Annotated in this window: 16 protein-coding genes and 1 rRNA gene; 6 read left to right on the top strand and 11 right to left on the bottom strand. The window is 34.8% G+C overall.

The window, feature by feature from the left end; genetic code table 11:
• Positions 1–85: 85 nt before the first annotated feature.
• The 3 genes from CEY12_RS17790 to hutH all read right to left on the bottom strand — a co-directional run bounded on the left by CEY12_RS17790 (position 86) and on the right by hutH (position 2,592).
• The gene (locus CEY12_RS17790; RefSeq protein ID WP_089028952.1) at positions 86–532 is read right to left on the bottom strand and encodes a GNAT family N-acetyltransferase; all 447 of its coding nucleotides are present in this window, start codon (positions 530–532) and stop codon (positions 86–88) included.
• A gap of 149 nt (positions 533–681) precedes the next feature.
• Positions 682–1,092: a DUF2059 domain-containing protein gene (locus tag CEY12_RS17785; RefSeq protein WP_089028951.1), complete on the bottom strand. Its 411-nt coding sequence runs from the start codon at positions 1,090–1,092 to the stop codon at positions 682–684.
• Between the two features lie 12 nt (positions 1,093–1,104).
• Positions 1,105–2,592 carry a histidine ammonia-lyase gene (hutH, locus tag CEY12_RS17780; RefSeq protein WP_089028950.1) on the bottom strand — a complete coding sequence of 496 codons (1,488 nt, stop codon included), beginning with the start codon at positions 2,590–2,592 and terminating at the stop codon, positions 1,105–1,107.
• A 122-nt stretch (positions 2,593–2,714) separates the two neighbouring features.
• Here hutH and CEY12_RS17775 point away from each other — a divergent pair, with 122 nt between their 5' ends.
• Positions 2,715–3,479 (top strand): hypothetical protein, encoded by a 765-nt coding sequence (locus CEY12_RS17775; RefSeq protein ID WP_089028949.1) that lies wholly within the window; start codon positions 2,715–2,717, stop codon positions 3,477–3,479.
• 90 nt (positions 3,480–3,569) lie between these two features.
• Positions 3,570–5,360: an excinuclease ABC subunit UvrC gene (gene uvrC / locus CEY12_RS17770; RefSeq protein ID WP_089028948.1), complete on the top strand. Its 1,791-nt coding sequence runs from the start codon at positions 3,570–3,572 to the stop codon at positions 5,358–5,360.
• Positions 5,361–5,425: 65 nt separating this feature from the next.
• Here the strand turns inward: uvrC and CEY12_RS17765 are convergent, their stop codons facing one another.
• Together CEY12_RS17765 and CEY12_RS17760 are read right to left on the bottom strand one after the other, a co-directional pair.
• Positions 5,426–6,244, bottom strand: coding sequence for an anti-sigma factor domain-containing protein (locus CEY12_RS17765; protein ID WP_089028947.1), 819 nt, complete (start codon positions 6,242–6,244; stop codon positions 5,426–5,428).
• A gap of 1 nt (position 6,245) precedes the next feature.
• Positions 6,246–6,755 carry an RNA polymerase sigma factor gene (locus tag CEY12_RS17760; protein WP_228409726.1) on the bottom strand — a complete coding sequence of 170 codons (510 nt, stop codon included), beginning with the start codon at positions 6,753–6,755 and terminating at the stop codon, positions 6,246–6,248.
• 142 nt (positions 6,756–6,897) lie between these two features.
• Here CEY12_RS17760 and msrB point away from each other — a divergent pair, with 142 nt between their 5' ends.
• Complete coding sequence (gene msrB / locus CEY12_RS17755; RefSeq protein WP_089028946.1) at positions 6,898–7,431, top strand: peptide-methionine (R)-S-oxide reductase MsrB; 534 nt, start codon at positions 6,898–6,900, stop codon at positions 7,429–7,431.
• Between the two features lie 101 nt (positions 7,432–7,532).
• Positions 7,533–8,102, top strand: a complete 570-nt coding sequence (locus CEY12_RS17750; protein WP_089028945.1) for a fasciclin domain-containing protein — start codon at positions 7,533–7,535, stop codon at positions 8,100–8,102.
• An 82-nt stretch (positions 8,103–8,184) separates the two neighbouring features.
• Here the strand turns inward: CEY12_RS17750 and CEY12_RS17745 are convergent, their stop codons facing one another.
• The 3 genes from CEY12_RS17745 to CEY12_RS17735 are packed head-to-tail and all read right to left on the bottom strand — an operon-like array spanning position 8,185 to position 10,911.
• Entirely contained in the window at positions 8,185–8,925 is a 741-nt protein-coding gene (locus CEY12_RS17745; RefSeq protein WP_089028944.1) for a hypothetical protein, read from the bottom strand.
• Between the two features lie 11 nt (positions 8,926–8,936).
• Positions 8,937–10,019 (bottom strand): PorV/PorQ family protein, encoded by a 1,083-nt coding sequence (locus tag CEY12_RS17740; RefSeq protein ID WP_089028943.1) that lies wholly within the window; start codon positions 10,017–10,019, stop codon positions 8,937–8,939.
• A 13-nt stretch (positions 10,020–10,032) separates the two neighbouring features.
• Positions 10,033–10,911, bottom strand: coding sequence for a DMT family transporter (locus CEY12_RS17735; protein ID WP_089028942.1), 879 nt, complete (start codon positions 10,909–10,911; stop codon positions 10,033–10,035).
• A 129-nt stretch (positions 10,912–11,040) separates the two neighbouring features.
• On the opposite strand from CEY12_RS17735, the gene CEY12_RS17730 reads away from it, so the two are divergent.
• Positions 11,041–11,562, top strand: coding sequence for a GNAT family N-acetyltransferase (locus CEY12_RS17730; RefSeq protein WP_089028941.1), 522 nt, complete (start codon positions 11,041–11,043; stop codon positions 11,560–11,562).
• 289 nt (positions 11,563–11,851) lie between these two features.
• Positions 11,852–13,480 (top strand): acyl-CoA carboxylase subunit beta, encoded by a 1,629-nt coding sequence (locus tag CEY12_RS17725; RefSeq protein ID WP_089028940.1) that lies wholly within the window; start codon positions 11,852–11,854, stop codon positions 13,478–13,480.
• 85 nt (positions 13,481–13,565) lie between these two features.
• On the opposite strand, the gene CEY12_RS17720 is transcribed toward CEY12_RS17725, so the two are convergent.
• The 3 genes from CEY12_RS17720 to rrf form a co-directional block, all read right to left on the bottom strand.
• Positions 13,566–15,005 (bottom strand): AAA family ATPase, encoded by a 1,440-nt coding sequence (locus CEY12_RS17720; RefSeq protein WP_089028939.1) that lies wholly within the window; start codon positions 15,003–15,005, stop codon positions 13,566–13,568.
• A gap of 86 nt (positions 15,006–15,091) precedes the next feature.
• The gene (locus CEY12_RS17715; protein WP_089028938.1) at positions 15,092–16,213 is read right to left on the bottom strand and encodes a vWA domain-containing protein; all 1,122 of its coding nucleotides are present in this window, start codon (positions 16,211–16,213) and stop codon (positions 15,092–15,094) included.
• 492 nt (positions 16,214–16,705) lie between these two features.
• Positions 16,706–16,813 (bottom strand): 5S ribosomal RNA (gene rrf / locus CEY12_RS17710).
• Between the last annotated feature and the right edge of the window lie 56 nt (positions 16,814–16,869).

Raw genomic sequence — 16,869 nt, 5'->3', positions numbered from 1 at the left:
TTTTGAATTACAATTCTTTAAAAATTAATTTAGTATTTCCCGAATATTAATTTTTCCGAATGAATAGAAGATGTAGTAATTGATGTTATATCAATTTCTCAAAACAAACACTGTTTTCAACTCCAATATATTGTCCATAATTAGAAATTTTTCTGTATCCTTTCTTTTCATATAAAGCAATCGCTTCCGGTTGCATGATCCCGGTTTCTAAAATGCATTTCTTATAACCGGATTCTTTTGCCCACGCTTCAAGTTCATCCAGTGTTTTTGATGCTAGTCCCTGTCCTCTGTATTCAGGGTTTGTATACATTCTTTTGATTTCAACCGTATCCCCGGAGAAAGGTTTGATTGCTCCACAGGCAACAGCTCTGTTATCAATATATGCTACTACACAACTTTTAAGCATATCAATTCCGTTGAACTGATGATAGAACGCATGATCATCACCATCACGAATAGCCAGATCTGCATCAAGGAATTGTACAAGGTTTTGAAAGTCGATGTTTGAAGAGTCAACTCTTTTTGTTTCCATTATTTTTTGTTTAAACAAAGATAAGGAATCGAGGATTTAAAGATTTAAGGTCGTTTAAAAATTGAAAGATGGTATAATAGAAAAAGCTTCCTTAATGGAAGCTTTTTATTATTTTTACGAAAAGATTCGAGGTTTCTAATACCTTTTCTCTAATCAATTTTCTTCATTAATTTCGAAACTGTTTCTTTTCCCATTTTCTCTCCGGCCTTCATACCCTCTTTTAAAATTAATGGCGTAACCTCCATCATTTTTTTACCGGCAGAGGTATTATAGAACTTTATCAAATCATCTATTTCAGATTCAGTGTAATATTCACTATAAATCGGTGCATAAAGATCTGCAAACTTTTCAGGACTCATTTCTTTTAAAAATTCTTCCCAAAATTTATTTGATGCTCCTGGATATGCCTTTTGATATTTTCCGATATTTTGTTTCACTTCTTGAGAAGCGAGTTTATCAACTTCTGTAAGAATAATAAGTTCTTTGATTTTTGACTCTTTTACCTGAGAAAAAGTGCTTATTCCAAGAAATAAAGCACATACAATAACCGCCTTCTTCATCCTAGTCACTAATTAATTCACTACAAATTTTCTATCATTAATTAGTTCTGCAATCGCCAGCATATCCTTACCAATTAATCTATCATCCTCTAGCTTCGCTACTTTAGAACGAAGAATTGCATAATTTTCTTCGATAATTTTTGAACACTTAGCAGGTCTTCTGAATTCCAGTCCCTGAGCGGCAAACATTAGTTCTACAGATAGGATATTTACCAGATTCCCTAAAACCTGATTGAATTTTCTTCCTGAAATACTTCCCATAGAAACGTGATCTTCCTGACCTAAACTAGTAGGAATGGAATCTGCGGAAGCAGGGAAACATAATGTTTTGTTTTCAGTAACCAACGCAGCAGAAGTATATTGTGGAATCATGAATCCAGAATTTAATCCGGAGCTTTCTGTTAATAATCTAGGAAGTCCATATTTACCCTCTAATAATAAATAACTTCTTCTATCAGAAATATTTCCTAATTCTGCTACTGCCAATGTTGCATAATCCAATGGTAAAGCCATAAGCTGTCCATGGAAATTTCCACCTGAAATAGATTCTTCGGCACTTAATACAATTGGATTATCTGTCACAGAATTTAATTCAGTCTCAGCCATCATTTTCAAATGCTCAAAGGCATTTCTGCTTGCTCCATGGACCTGGGGTACACAACGCATGGAATAAGGATCCTGTACTCTTTCACAATCTTCATGCGCTTTCATATTTTCAGACCCCTTAAGGAACTTCAACATTCTCGCTGCTACTTTTTTACTTCCTTCAAACGGCCTGATCTCATGAAGTTCTTTTTTAAATGGACTTTCAGATCCTCTGTAAGCTTCAAGGCTCATTGCGGCAGTCATATCAGCAAGATCTAATAAATACTCGAATTTCTCCAAACCTTTAATTGCATGAGCTAAAATGAACTGGGTTCCATTAATTAGTCCCAGCCCTTCTTTTGGCCCTAAAGCTAAAGGCTCCAGATTATGTTTTTCTAAAATCTCTGAAGTTTCATAGATATTATCTCCTTCCCAAACCTGTCCAAGCCCTAATAAAGGTAGTACTAAATGTGCCAGGGGAGCTAAATCACCCGATGCCCCAACAGATCCTTGTTCTGGTACCACAGGAATAATATCTTTTTCAAGCATAAGTATCAGCCTTTCGATAACATCAAGAGAAACTCCTGAGAATCCTTTTGATAAAGCATGAACTTTTGCAATCATCATGATCTTAGAAAACTCCTTGTTAATTGGTTTACCAACTCCTACCGCATGAGAAATAATTAAATTATATTGTAACTGCGCGGTTTCGTCTGCAGAGATCTTAGTATCACAAAGAGGTCCAAATCCTGTATTAATTCCGTAAACACAACGATCCGATTCTACAATCTTCTGAACATTTTTCTGGGATTTTAAAATTTGATCTTTTGCTGCCTTATTAAGTTTGGCTTTATTTGGTTTTTTACAAATTTCCAATACATCATGGAAACTGAAAATATCTACTCCGTATATCATTTCTAAAAATTTCCTTAAAAATACGCATTTAACAATAATTGTAAAAACTAATTTTCAACAGAACATATTTTATTTACAGGTCGTTTATTTTATTATTTTTACGCCCAATAAAATAATAACCTATGAAAGTTAAAACTCTACTACTTGCGCTATGCTTTGTAAGCACAGCCTCCTTTGCACAAGACAAAGTAAAATACTCAAAAGAGCAGATTAAAAAGATGGAAACTTATCTTTTTAATGAAGGCTTCAATCTTCCATCTCCAAAAAAGACCTCAACTATTATTCTAAAAGATGGAAGTACACACAAAGGGTTTTGCGGCAAAATTGAAACAAAAAAAGGACAGATCTACGAAGTGTCCATAAAAGACAGTATTTCTAAAAAAAATGAGGCATTTAATGCTGACCAGATCAGTGAAATGTATCTATATCCCAGCAATGTCGAAAAAATTGCAAAGGTTGCAAAGTACATGGGAAATATCCGAAACTTTGGAACTAAGAAATTAACTAAAAATACAACGGGAGAGCGAATTCACTTTATCAATCAAACCGTTTCATTAAAAAATAAAAAAGAGGATAAAGAATTTTTGATGCAACTCATCAATCCTGATTTTAGTGAAATCATTTCTGTTTATCATGACCCAAGAGCAAAAGAAACTGGTGGATTTTCAATTGGAGGTTCTCCTCAGCTCGGAGGTGGGGTTATTAAATCTTATTATGTAAAAAAAGGAGACAAAATTATGTGGCTTCATAAAGATGATTTCGAAGATAACTATGATTTCCTTTTCGGAGACAATGCAGAATTCATGAAAAAATATCCGAAAAAATCTACTGAATGGGATTACTTCAGTTTTTTGGTGAACGAGTACACTGAAATGAGTAATGGATAAAATAATCTAAAATGATACTTTAAAAGCTGTAGAAAATTCTACAGTTTTTTTGTTCTTTTAAATCACGATAGGATTCCGTATTTTTGTTATATGAATCCTTCTTTAGAATTACAACTCAAAACTTTACCTTCTGAACCCGGTGTTTATCGTTACTATGATAAAAACGATCATCTTTTGTATGTAGGAAAAGCAAAAAACCTAAAGAAAAGAGTTCTCTCTTATTTTAATAAGAATCTGCCAGGCTACAGGATAAAAATAATGGTTGGAAAGATCCAGCGATTGGAGACGACGATCGTTAACAGCGAATATGACGCTCTTTTGTTGGAAAATAACCTGATCAAAGAGCATAAGCCTTTCTATAATGTAATGCTCAAGGATGATAAAACCTATCCCTGGATCTGTATTAAGAATGAAGCTTTTCCACGAATTTTTCTGACGAGAAATATCATTAAAGATGGTTCAGAATACTACGGTCCTTATGCCAAAGTACGCCCTGCAAAAATATTACTGGATACGATAAAGCATATTTATAAACTCAGGACCTGTAATCTAAATCTTGCTCCCAGTAAAATTGAAGATGGTAAGTATAAAGTCTGTCTCGAATACCATATTAAGAACTGTGAGGGACCTTGTGAAGGATTGGAAAGTAAGGAGGAATATGATGAGAAAATTGATTCCATCAGGGGAATAATAAAAGGAGACTTCAGAAAAGCTAAAGATTATCTGATCAGCCAGATGATGAAACATGCTTCCAATCTACAGTTTGAAGATGCCCAGATCATTAAAGAAAGATTGGATATCCTGGAAGATTATCAGGCGAAAAATACCGTTGTAAATCCGAATATCGATGATGTAGATGTCTTCGGAATGACCAGTGACGAAACTGCGGCTTACGTCAATTTCTTTAAAATCAGAAATGGAAATATCATTCAGAGTTTCACTACCGAAATCAAAAAAATTCTTGAAGAAAGTGATGAAGATATATTAGAAGAAGCATTGATCGAAATTCGTCAGAAGTTCGGTTCTGACTCCAAAGAAGTATTACTTCCCTTTCATTTATCCGTAGAGATTCCCAACGTAAAACTAATTGTTCCTAAAGTAGGTGATAAAAAAAGGATCGTTGAACTTTCTGAGAAAAATGCGAAAGAATATCGCTTGGAAAAATTAAAACAAGTTCAGATCATAGATCCTGACAGACATACCAACCGGATAATGGCTGAAATGCAAAAGCTCTTGAGAATGCCTGTAGAGCCTAGACATATTGAAGGTTTTGATAACTCCAATATCCAGGGAACGAATCCTGTTTCGGCCTGTGTTGTTTTTAAGGACGGAAAGCCCAGCAAAGCAGATTACAGAATTTTTCATCCAAAAACAGTAGAAGGCCCGAATGACTTTGCAACGATGGAAGAGGTCATCTATCGTCGCTATAAAAGAATGGCTGATGAAGGTGAAGCATTACCACAGCTCATTTTGATAGATGGAGGAAAAGGACAGCTATCTTCTGCTGTGAAAAGTTTAAAACTATTAGGCCTTTACGGAAAAATTACCATTGTAGGAATTGCCAAGAGACTCGAAGAAATCTTCTTCCCTGAGGATTCTATCCCATTATATTTAGATAAAAAATCTGAAACATTAAAAATCTTACAGAGGGTTCGGGATGAAGCTCACCGTTTTGGCGTGAAACATCACAGGACAAGAAGGAAAAATTCCACCATAAAATCCGAATTAGAAGAGATTCCAGGAGTTGGAGAGAAAACAATTGAACTGTTATTATCTAAATTAAAATCCGTTAAAAGGATCAAAGAGTCCAATTTGGAAACTCTGGAAGAAATATTGGGTAAAAGCAAGGCCAAAGTAATCTGGGAATATTTTAATGACTAGATAAACTTAAAAAACAAAAAACTCTCTTTCGAGAGTTTTTTTATATTCAGCAGAAGAATATAGCTTTATATTCCTCCCATTACATACATGTTTTCCATTGTCGGCACATCACTCCCCCCTGCTTTCTCAAGAGTAATAGCGAATGCCTGCGCTTTTGGTATGTTGGCTAAGGCAATCTTACTGTCTTTTTCTTCTGTATACATTCCCGCACTTACAGGTTTACCATCCGCAATAGCCCAAAGCTGATACTGCATCCCTTCCGGTGCTTTTGGCAGATCTTCTGCATTAAGGTAAACTTCTTTCGTTTTTTTATCCCAAAAAACCATGGCTTTAGAGTCTTCATGTTTCTCCACTCCCTTCAACATCACCATCTGCATATCCGGACTGGACAGCATTTTCCACTTGACATTCATTTTTTGCAGGGCCAGATCTTTAGATTGTTTTTCAGCCTCTAATTTGGCCAAATCAGCTTTGTTTTTAGATTGATTATTCATCCAGAAAAGATTTCCCGCAATACTTACCAAAAACAAAACCGAAGCAGCAATAGCATACGTTTTCCAGTTGTTATTTTTTTGAATGGCAATTGGCTGTACTTCTTTTTCTGAATTTACATTCGATTGATTTTGTAACACTACAGGTTGGGCGTCTTCAATCGTTTGTTCCTTTTGAATCTTATCCCAGATTTTAGATTTTAAATTAACCGGCGGGGCTACAGCTTGTGCCGTTGCCAGATCCTCCAAGGTTTTTTGTGCTTCCTCAAAAGCAGCCTTTACTTCAGCATTATTTTTCATCACACACTCCAAAATGCCTGCCTCCTCGGGAGAAGCAAGACCTAGAATATAAGATTCTATAATTCCGGATGATATGTATTCCTTAGTGTCCAATTTATTGATAATCTTTTAACAAATCCTTTAATTTTATTAATGCATTTCGCATCTTCGTTTTTACAGTACCCAAGGGTATTTTCAATTTATCAGATATTTCATTCTGTGTATATCCCTGATAGTAAGCTAAATCAATAAGCTCCTGTTTATCAGACTCCAAACTTCCCAGCACATTATTAAAACCAATAAAATCAGATGCATTATTTGTGGTAGAAAGTTCCGCACTGTTATATACGAAATCTGGAATTGATTGGTTTTTTAGTTCGTTTTGAAAACTTTTAGATTTTAAATAATCAATCGCTGTATTTCTGGCAATATTGATCATCCAGGTATAGAATCTTCCCTTACTGATATCATATTGATGAATGGAATTCCAGATTTTGACAAAAACATCCTGAATAATTTCCTCAGTATATTCTTTTGATTGTACAATTCGGAGTACTACACCATACAGTGCACCAGAATAGTGGTCATACAAGTAATGAAAACCAGCTTCGTTTTTTTCTTTCAATAAAACGATGAGTTCGTCCTCCGAATAAGTTGTTTTAATAGCGAATATTTTTCAATCCAAATGTAACGAAATATTACAAATAACAAGCAAAATCTGAAAATTCTTTTATTTCGTATATGATTTTAAGTAAAAATTCAGGAATATGAAAAATATATTTTTAAAAACAATTGCTATATTCTTAATTATAGGCTGTGGAAAATATGTGGCACAATCCCAAAATTTCAAAACCAAGAATCCTTATTATTCCCGCACATTAACCGCTCCCCTACAAGTAAGCAATACGGAGTGGAAAAAAATTCTAAGTCCGGAATTATATCAGGTCGCCAGGGAAGGTGCTACAGAAACAGCTTTCACTGGAAAATATTATGAATTTGATGAAAAAGGCACCTACTATTGTGCTGTTTGTGGAAATGCATTATTTCTTTCTACATCAAAATTTGCAACAACCTGTGGCTGGCCCTCTTTCTACCAGCCTGTCCGTAGTAACAGCGTAAAATATAGAAAAGATACTTCGCATAATATGGTTAGATCTGAAGTTCTTTGTGGAAGATGTGGTTCTCATCTCGGGCATATTTTCGATGACGGGCCCCAACCAACAGGAAAACGCTTTTGTATGAATTCAGTTTGTCTGGACTTTGTTCCTAATTCAAAAAAACAAGCGGAGCATTTAAAATAATTTAAAAAAATAAAAATCTTTTAAATCTAAAACTTCATCAATGTCGTAAATGATGATAAGAATAAGAAATCAAATACTATTTAATTTAAAAAATCAAAAAAATGAACACAAGATCAAAAATCGCAGTATTCGGAATGGTTGCTTTATCATTCGCATTTAGTGGAACAGTAACTGCACAGACAATGAAAGAAAAAACAGTAATGGTAGGAGGAGCTCCTATGTATCCATCAAAAAATATCATTGAAAATGCTGTAAATTCTAAAGACCACAAAACACTAGTCGCTGCAGTGAAAGCTGCCGGACTGGTAGAAACATTGCAGGGAAGCGGACCTTTTACAGTATTGGCTCCTACTGATGCAGCATTTGCTAAACTTCCAAAAGGAACCGTGGAAAATCTGGTTAAGCCTGAGAATAAAGAAATGCTTACTAAAATTTTAACCTATCATGTGCTGGCTGGAAAGTACAATGCTAAAGAAATATGGGCCGCAGTAAAAGCTGGAAATGGAAAAAGTATGATGAAAACGGTAGAGGGAGAAGATGTAACTTTCTGGACAAAGGGTAAAGATCTTTACATTAAAGACGCTAAAGGTAACAGTGCCAAAGTTACAATAGCCGACGTTAATCAGTCTAACGGGGTTATTCATGTCATAGACACAGTCCTAATGCCATAGTTTTAATTTTTTTATGGTTTAATAAAACCCCTTATCTTTTCAGGTAAGGGGTTGTTTTATTTCTTAGATACGATAACTTATTTTATCTGCCCGAAAATACATCTTTAGAATATCCTCCATTTGCGGTAGGAATTTCGATCACTATATTTCCATTTTCGTAATAACCAATTGTTGTATCCCCATTTTCAAATTTCACTCTGAAAACGTCTCTTTTTGTAGTTTCCTTAAACGTTGCGTAAGGAACTGAACTGTCGGATTTCACCAAAATAAACTGGCTATTATCAATTTGTACCTTCTGTAAAACAAGAGTTCCATTACTGTACTTACTTGCCATACTTGCATTGGAGGTATTTTCAGTTGTCGGAGTAGTTTTTACAGGTTCATTAGTTTTTGTTTCAACCGGAGCTAATATCGTAGGGTTAGAAACAGGAACTGCTAAGAGACTTTGTCTTAAAGCATCCTGAAATCCTTGTTCATAGTCTTTAATATTTGAAGCTCCTTTATTGGATTGTATAACTTTGTCATTGCAATCCTTAAACTGCAACATAACTTTGTTTCTCAAGAAACCACTGTCATCTATAATATCTGCATTTAAAACATTGCAGGAATTTTCTTTTGCTTCTGAAGGCCATTGGTCTTTACTGCCTTGAAGGACAACATATTTTTTCCCTTTTAAAGATTTTGCCAAAAAGGTATCCATACCGAACTTTTCTTTAAAGGTGCTAAACTTTTCCGGAATAGAAACATATTTATAATCTGAAACCTTCTGCCCGAAAGCCAGTACTGAACAAACTGTTAATATAAATAGTGATGCTTTTTTCATTTTTTTATTTTTTAATCATTTCTAAAAGTTCCCATATCCAGCTTAAGCGAGAAAAAGTTGGAGTAAAAATTAGATCCTCCAATTCCTGAGTTGGTAATGGCATAATCAAGAGTAAGACCTCTATATCTAATTCCTATACCCGCACTTGGCTGAAAGGAAACTTTTCTTTTTAAATCTTCAATATCTGTAATAGACTGGAAACGATTTACCCCAAGTCTTACAAAGATCATTTTCTGATATCCTAATTCAGCACCGGCGTAAGGCGTAATACTTGCAAAGTCCGTTGAAACAAGCGCTGCTGTTTTTGCAAAATCTACATTGATCCCGGCTTCAGGTAACACGTATAAACTGCTGTTAATTTCAAATACTTTACTTGCTCCCACATTCAGCTTAGGCATCGTAAGTTCCATTTTATCCTTTGGAGCAGGGTTAAACTCTTCCCCATTCACAATGGTCGATAATTCTTTTTGATTGATACTCCAAAAGTTAACAGTTGTTGTCGCGTCACGAAGCATTCCTCCAAATTTCCATCCATTATCTGCTTTATAGATTGCCCCGATATCAAATCCAAATCCATATCCATTGGCAAATTTACCTACATTTCTATATACTATTTTAGCATTTACCCCCACATCAAGCCTTGTATTTCCACCAGGATGAAAGGCGTAAGAAAGAATCGCCGCATAATCCGATTGTGAGAATTTTGTAATTTTATCGTAATCAATGTTTCCTTCCGTATCAATCAACTGGGTAGTATTCAAAATATTATCAACACCAAGTCTTACTACTGAAACTCCAAAAACTCCTTCTTCCAAAACCTTTGCATAGGCCAGGTAATCATATTTTGCAATAGACTCAAAATACTCGGCGTGCATAGCCGCCCCCTGCCAATCCCTTTCAATAGACATCAAACCTGCCGGGTTCCACATGGGTGAATAAACATCATCCTGATTTGAGATGACCGCTCCTCCCATCGCCAATCCTCTTGCACCAGCTCCAATATTGAGAAATTCGTTGGAATATTTCCTGATGATCTGAGATTGAGACATCCCAAATAACAGGGAAAATAAAAATAATAAGTATTTTTTCATCATATAAATTTGATGCTTAATTAGTTTTTTGTTGTTTCCTGGCTTTTATCAATCCATTAGCAATAATTGCCAGTATCATCACAAGTGAAGCAATATAAAATATTGAACTCATATGCTCTGATTCGCCAAAGATAAAAAAAGCTAGTATAATTCCGTAAACTGGTTCTAAATTAACTGTTAAAATTAGTGTAAATGGAGAAATATACTTCATCAGATTCACAGATTCCAACATTGGAAAAGCCGTAAAAACACTTGCTAACAAGCATATTAACGCCAAATCCCTGTAGTTTATTTCGTTCATTTGAAAAATTTGTCCGGAAAACAGATAAAATATCAACAAAACGGACCAACCACAGAAAATTTCGTAAAAAATAATGTTTCCGGAGCTTGTCTTTCCAAACATTTTACCGTTAAAAACGGAAAAGATCGTTCCAAAAATTGCACATAAAACCCCGAAAAGAATACCTTCCTTATATTGAAACTCTGTTTTGAAAATTAAAAGAATACAAGCCACAATTACAACTCCCATTATGACCTCTGAAATATCAATTTTTCTTTTAAAAATAATAGGCTCTAATATCGAGGCAAAAAGAGTAGATAATGATAAACAACTTAAAGCTATTGAAACGTTGGAAACTTTTATAGAATAAAAAAAACAAAACCAATGGGCGGCCATAGCAGTACCAATAGCTGCTAATTGAAAAAATATTTTTTTTGAAACTTTAATACTTTCTTTCTTATAAATTCTGATATAGGCATACAAGAAAATAGCAGCAAACAACATTCTGTAAAATACAAGAACCTGAGCGTTAGCATCAATTAATTTTCCTAAGATCGCTGTAAACCCCCATAAAAAAATAATCAAATGCAATCTGAAAAGTGCTAATTTATGCATAACCTCCTTTAAATTTTTAAGATGCAAATTTACGAATAGGCTTTTATAAATCTTTCAAAAAATATAAATTTACTTTAATAAAAAAATAATGTCAAACAAGGAGATAAAATACCCATACTCTTTTAAAATATGATATTACATAAAAATATTACAATCAAAACAGGGCATCTAATTTTACAGCCAGTTGATGACTTATATATAGATGATATCCTGCAACATTTTACTAGTGAAATTACCAGATATATGCCCTTTAACCCTAAAGGTAATAGAAATGAAATTATCAGTTTTGTTAATGAGTCAAAAAGAACTTTATTAGAAAACACTGATTTGGTAATGGTCGTACTAGACTTAAATAAAAATTTTATCGGATGCTGTGGTATTCACAATATTACAGAAGAATCCATTGAGCTTGGATTGTGGTTAAAAAAAAGTGCTCATGGGAAAGGATTCGGAACCGAAATTATAAAAAATCTAATTCAGTTTGCAGAAGATAATTTTACTTTCAGGTATATTTTATATCCTGTAGATCAAGACAATATAGCGAGCAGAAAAATTCCTGAAAAATTTGATTTTAGCCCATTTAAAAAATATAAGAAGGAGAAAGATTCAATTACAGATCTTAATATTGTTGAATATAGAAAATATTACTAGTTAATTTTCAATTACAAATGGCAATAAAAAACCCCGAAAATTTATTCAATTTTCGGGGCTTTCAAATAATAAACTATTAAAAAAATAAACTAGGAACAGAGTACTGCAAGAGGCAATAAAACCTCCTTCATACTCTTACGTAAAGTTAGCAAAAATATCAATTAATCAAAAATAATTTCCTGTTAAATATTTCACAATTTTCTGTAAACCAAAGTATTAAACATGTGTTTTATTACAATTAATATTCTCTTTAAAAATAGTATCTTTAGGCGTAAAAAATTAAAATTTTATGGATATCGAATTCAACAAACGAGAAGATCAAAATAGATTAAAATTATCCGAAATAAATCGTTTACTTGCCGAAATAAAAAAGGGGGGTGGAGAGAAAAAACTTCAGAAGTTACGTGAAGAAGGAAAAATGACAGCAAGAGAAAGAATTGATTATCTTCTTGATAAAAATTCAGATTCCATAGAAGTAGGAGCTTTTGCAGGTTATGAAATGTATCCTGAACATGGTGGATGCCCCGGAGGAGGAGTTGTAGTTGTCATCGGATACGTTTCAGGCAGACAATGTCTTGTTGTAGCCAATGATGCTTCAGTGAAAGCAGGTGCCTGGTTTCCCATTACAGGAAAGAAAAACCTTAGAGCCCAGGAAATTGCAATGGAAAATAAACTTCCCATTATTTATCTGGTAGACTCTGCAGGTGTTTATCTTCCAATGCAGGATGAAATATTCCCTGATAAAGAGCATTTTGGCAGAATTTTCAGAAATAATGCTAAAATGAGCTCAATGGGAATTATCCAGATTTCTGCGGTAATGGGGAGTTGTGTAGCAGGAGGAGCCTATTTACCTATTATGAGTGATGAAGCAATGATCGTTGATAAAACAGGTTCTATTTTCTTAGCCGGCAGTTATCTTGTGAAAGCAGCAATTGGGGAAAGTATAGATAATGAAACCCTGGGAGGAGCAACAACGCATTGTTCTATTTCTGGAGTTACTGACTATAAAGCCAAAGATGACAAAGATGCTTTAGACAGAATTAAAAATATCATGAAATCTATCGGAAGTACTGAAAAAGCAGGTTTTGATAGAATAGAAAGTTTCCCACCTAGAGAAAATCCTGAAAATATTTTTGGTATTATGCCAGCTTCAAGGGCTGAACAGTATGATACATTAGATATTATAAAATGTATGGTTGATAATTCTGAATTTGAAGAATATAAACCCGACTACGGTAAGACTATTGTCTGTGCTACGGCCAGAATTGATGGCTGGTCCGTTGGAATCGTTGCCAACCAGAGAAAACTGGTAAAAAGCGGTAAAGGAGAAATGCAGTTCGGTGGGGTTATTTATTCGGATTCAGCTGATAAGGCAACAAGGTTTATTGCTAATTGTAATCAAAGAAAAATTCCTTTAATCTTTTTACAGGACGTTACCGGATTTATGGTAGGTTCAAAATCTGAGCATGGGGGAATTATTAAAGATGGCGCTAAAATGGTCAATGCTGTAGCTAATTCTGTAGTTCCAAAATTTACAATTATTACCGGAAATTCCTATGGAGCTGGAAACTATGCAATGTGTGGTAAGGCATATGATCCAAGATTAATTGTCGCATGGCCATGGGCAGATCTTGCAGTAATGGGCGGATCACAGGCTGCAAAAGTTTTAGCTCAAATTCAGGAATCTACCTTAAAAAAACAAGGGAAAGAAATTAGTGAAGAGGAGCACGACGAAATTTTAGACACTATTTCTAAAAGATATCAAAAGCAAACTGAAGCAACTTACGCTGCTTCAAGATTATGGACTGATGCAATCATTAACCCTGTAGATACCCGAAAATGGATTTCCATGGGAATTGAAGCTGCTAATCATTCCCCTATTACCGAAAAATTCAATTTAGGAGTAATTCAGGTCTGATACCAATTTTGTTCAGCATGATAAAAGGCTGGAGCATATGTGCTCCAGCCTTTTATTTTATGATATATAAATGAATCCTATCCTTTTATGAAAAGAATACTCCCGTCCTGAATCGTTCCTTATTCAGTTTTTTATTGACAGCAAGTCCCCAAAGGATAAATTCTTTCATAAATAGAAGGTCTTCCTTCTTCGTTTCCGGCTGATACTTCTTAATAATAGCATCAAGCGGACTTATCTTATTTAAATTTTTTGCATAGGCTGCATCTGGAGATTCATCCGTAATTTCCAAAAAGCCATTATCATCCAAAAACCAATCGGTAATTTGATGAAACGGGCCTGCAACTTCTCTCTTTTCCAATTTTTCAACTTTCGGGAAATAAGATATAAATAAAGCCTTGACAGCATTATCAATAAGCATCTGAGCCACAGCTTCCGCACCTTCCTGTTCACCCTCATATACCAATTCAACTTTTCCTGTAATCGCTGGAATTACTCCGACAAAATCACTTAATCTTACGGAAGTTTTTTCCTGACCTGTTAAAAGAGATCTTCGCTCTGCGGTACTTAACAAATTTTCAAAAGCTGTAATACTCAAACGGGCACTCACACCACTTTTTGAATCTACAAATTCACTATCCCGTGCTTCAAAACTAATCTGCTCCAAAAGATCCTTAGCTAAAGAAGGAACATACACTGTACTTGCCTGACGATCATCCATACTGGATTCGTATTTTGTAATTTCCTTTGCGACATGTATATTTTCCGGATAGTGCGTAAGAATCTGCGATCCGATACGATCTTTCAGTGGAGTCACAATACTTCCTCTGTTCGTATAGTCTTCTGGGTTAGCAGTAAAGACAAATTGTATATCTAAAGGCATTCTAACTTTGAAACCACGAATCTGTACATCACCTTCCTGTAATATATTAAATAATGACACCTGGATTCTCGCTTGAAGATCCGGTAATTCATTAATAACAAAAATACATCTATTCGCACGGGGGATCATCCCGAAATGGATCACCCGGTCATCTGCATATGAAAGTTTCAGATTAGCTGCTTTGATAGGATCAACATCACCAATAAGGTCCGCAACTGTAACATCCGGCGTTGCTAGTTTCTCGAAAAATCTTTCATCACGATGCAACCAATCTATCGGAGTATTATCTCCTTCTGCATCAATGAGCTCTTTAGCATAACGTGATATAGGATTGAACGGATCATCATTAATTTCACTTCCTCCAATAAAAGGAATCCATTCATCCAACAGCGTCGTCATCATCCTTGCCAACCGGGTTTTAGCTTGCCCCCGAAGACCCAATAAGTTGATATTATGACGACTTAGAATGGCTTGTTCTAGCTGAGGAATAACTGTATTTTCATATCCGAAAATTCCTTTAAATACAGATTCTTTATTGAGAATCTTACTTCTTAAATTATCCCTTAATTCGTCTTTGATACTTTTTACTTTATATCCTGTTGCTTTTAACGAACCTAGTGTTTTTATATCTGGCTTTTCAGTCATTTTAATTAAAATCTGATTTATAACTTTTTGAAATAATAATTCGTTGACCTTTTAATTATCTATAATTAAATATCAACACTTAATTTTTAACGTATTCTTTTTTTGCGGTTGGCTTCATAATCTTCAAAGATCATTTGACCGAGTCCATTAAGTTCTGTGTAAAAGGCTTTTCCTTGATTAGCTTCTGTAAATTCTCTTATGAATTGTTGCAAATAAGGATCCTGCGCAATCATAAAAGTGGTAATTGGAATGTGTAACCTTCTGGCCTGGCTTGCCATATTATAGCATTTTTGGACAACGTATTCATCCAGACCATAAGAATTCATATAGTAAGTACCATCTGCCTGACGTACACAACTTGGTTTTCCATCTGTGATCATGAAGATCTGCTTATTGGTATTCCGTTTTCTTCTTAGTATATCCATTGCCAACTGTAATCCTGCAACGGTATTGGTATGATAGGGACCAACTTGCAAGTATGGCAACTCCTGAATCTTAACCGGCCATGCATCATCTCCAAAAACAATAATATCTAAAGTATCTTTCGGATAGCGCGTAGTAATCAATTCCGCCAAAGCCATCGCCACTTTTTTAGCGGGTGTGATCCTGTCTTCCCCATACAAAATCATACTGTGACTTATATCAATCATTAAAACGGTACTCATCTGAGACTGATGAATGCTATCTTCTACAACGAGATCGTCTTCTGTAAGGTGAAAATCACCAATCCCATTATTGATCTGTGCATTTCTAAGACTTTCAGTGATAGAAATTTTCTCTACAGGATCACCAAAATTATAATTTCTAAACTCTCCTATTGAGTCTTCGCCAATCCCACTTTTATTCGTTTTGTGATTTCCATTACCACTGCGCTCAAGATTTCCAAATATTTGCTTTAAAGCCTGCTTACGGATATTTTGTTCCATCTTTGCACTCAAGCCTATACCGGTTCCATTTCCGCTAGGATCTACTTCCTCACGAATATATCCTTTCTTCTTAAGGTCTTCGATAAAATCATCTATGGTATAATCAGGTGTCGTTAATTGGTATTCATCATCCAGCATTCGAAGCCAATCTATCGCTTCATCAAAGTCTCCTGAAGTGTGGGTCAGCAAATCTGTAAAGATTTCCAGCAACCGATCAAACACTGATAGTTCTGGAGCTTTATAAGTTTCAAATCTGAACCCTCTCACAATATGCTCTTTCATAATATAAAGTTACAACTTAAATTGAAAGGTTATTAAAAGATTTGTTCTATAATATTTATTCATTAAAGTAATCCAATTAGGAAAAGTTGAAAGTTGAAAATGGAGATTTGAGAGTTTTGTATGTCCACAGCTAAGTTTTGGCTAAAGCCAATAAGCTTTTGCACTTTTTATTGAAGGCGGGCTAAAGCCCACCTCTAGTGATAAGGCAATCAGTAGTAGTAGTAGTAGTAGTAAGGAATATATTAGAAGGGAGCATTGATCAATAATGACAGATTACTTCGCACTCATAACTCATAACTCATAACTCATAACTCCTGTTACCTATTAATCAACATTTATCTCTTGTCTCTTATCTCTTATCTTTTATCATTAATCATTGATCATTTATGATTGATCAATTATTGATTATTGATTGGGTATGTATGGATAATGATAATGTATGTACCAAAAAAAAAGTCTCATACAAATAAATGTATGAGACTTTTAAATAAAAACTGGCGGCGACCTACTCTCCCGCTTTCGCAGTACCATCGGCGCTGGTGGGCTTAACTTCTGTGTTCGGAATGGGAACAGGTGAGCCCCACCGCTAAAACCACCCTAAAGAAGGTATATAAGACTTTGAGATTTTAAGAGTCGAGACACGAGACTTTTAGTCT

This window comes from Chryseobacterium sp. T16E-39, assembly GCF_002216065.1.
GTDB lineage: Bacteria > Bacteroidota > Bacteroidia > Flavobacteriales > Weeksellaceae > Chryseobacterium.
This window is presented reverse-complemented; position numbering and strand designations above follow the sequence as displayed.

What these genes read in the sequence shown, in the direction of transcription:
- CEY12_RS17730 (WP_089028941.1), top strand. Translation starts at nt 11,041, where the DNA reads ATGATATTACATAAAAATATTACAATCAAAACAGGGCATCTAATTTTA.
- CEY12_RS17785 (WP_089028951.1), bottom strand. Translation starts at nt 1,092, where the DNA reads ATGAAGAAGGCGGTTATTGTATGTGCTTTATTTCTTGGAATAAGCACT.
- CEY12_RS17790 (WP_089028952.1), bottom strand. Translation starts at nt 532, where the DNA reads ATGGAAACAAAAAGAGTTGACTCTTCAAACATCGACTTTCAAAACCTT.
- uvrC (WP_089028948.1), top strand. Translation starts at nt 3,570, where the DNA reads ATGAATCCTTCTTTAGAATTACAACTCAAAACTTTACCTTCTGAACCC.
- CEY12_RS17745 (WP_089028944.1), bottom strand. Translation starts at nt 8,925, where the DNA reads ATGAAAAAAGCATCACTATTTATATTAACAGTTTGTTCAGTACTGGCT.
- hutH (WP_089028950.1), bottom strand. Translation starts at nt 2,592, where the DNA reads ATGATATACGGAGTAGATATTTTCAGTTTCCATGATGTATTGGAAATT.
- CEY12_RS17750 (WP_089028945.1), top strand. Translation starts at nt 7,533, where the DNA reads ATGAACACAAGATCAAAAATCGCAGTATTCGGAATGGTTGCTTTATCA.
- CEY12_RS17775 (WP_089028949.1), top strand. Translation starts at nt 2,715, where the DNA reads ATGAAAGTTAAAACTCTACTACTTGCGCTATGCTTTGTAAGCACAGCC.
- CEY12_RS17735 (WP_089028942.1), bottom strand. Translation starts at nt 10,911, where the DNA reads ATGCATAAATTAGCACTTTTCAGATTGCATTTGATTATTTTTTTATGG.
- msrB (WP_089028946.1), top strand. Translation starts at nt 6,898, where the DNA reads ATGAAAAATATATTTTTAAAAACAATTGCTATATTCTTAATTATAGGC.
- CEY12_RS17715 (WP_089028938.1), bottom strand. Translation starts at nt 16,213, where the DNA reads ATGAAAGAGCATATTGTGAGAGGGTTCAGATTTGAAACTTATAAAGCT.
- CEY12_RS17740 (WP_089028943.1), bottom strand. Translation starts at nt 10,019, where the DNA reads ATGATGAAAAAATACTTATTATTTTTATTTTCCCTGTTATTTGGGATG.
- CEY12_RS17725 (WP_089028940.1), top strand. Translation starts at nt 11,852, where the DNA reads ATGGATATCGAATTCAACAAACGAGAAGATCAAAATAGATTAAAATTA.
- CEY12_RS17720 (WP_089028939.1), bottom strand. Translation starts at nt 15,005, where the DNA reads ATGACTGAAAAGCCAGATATAAAAACACTAGGTTCGTTAAAAGCAACA.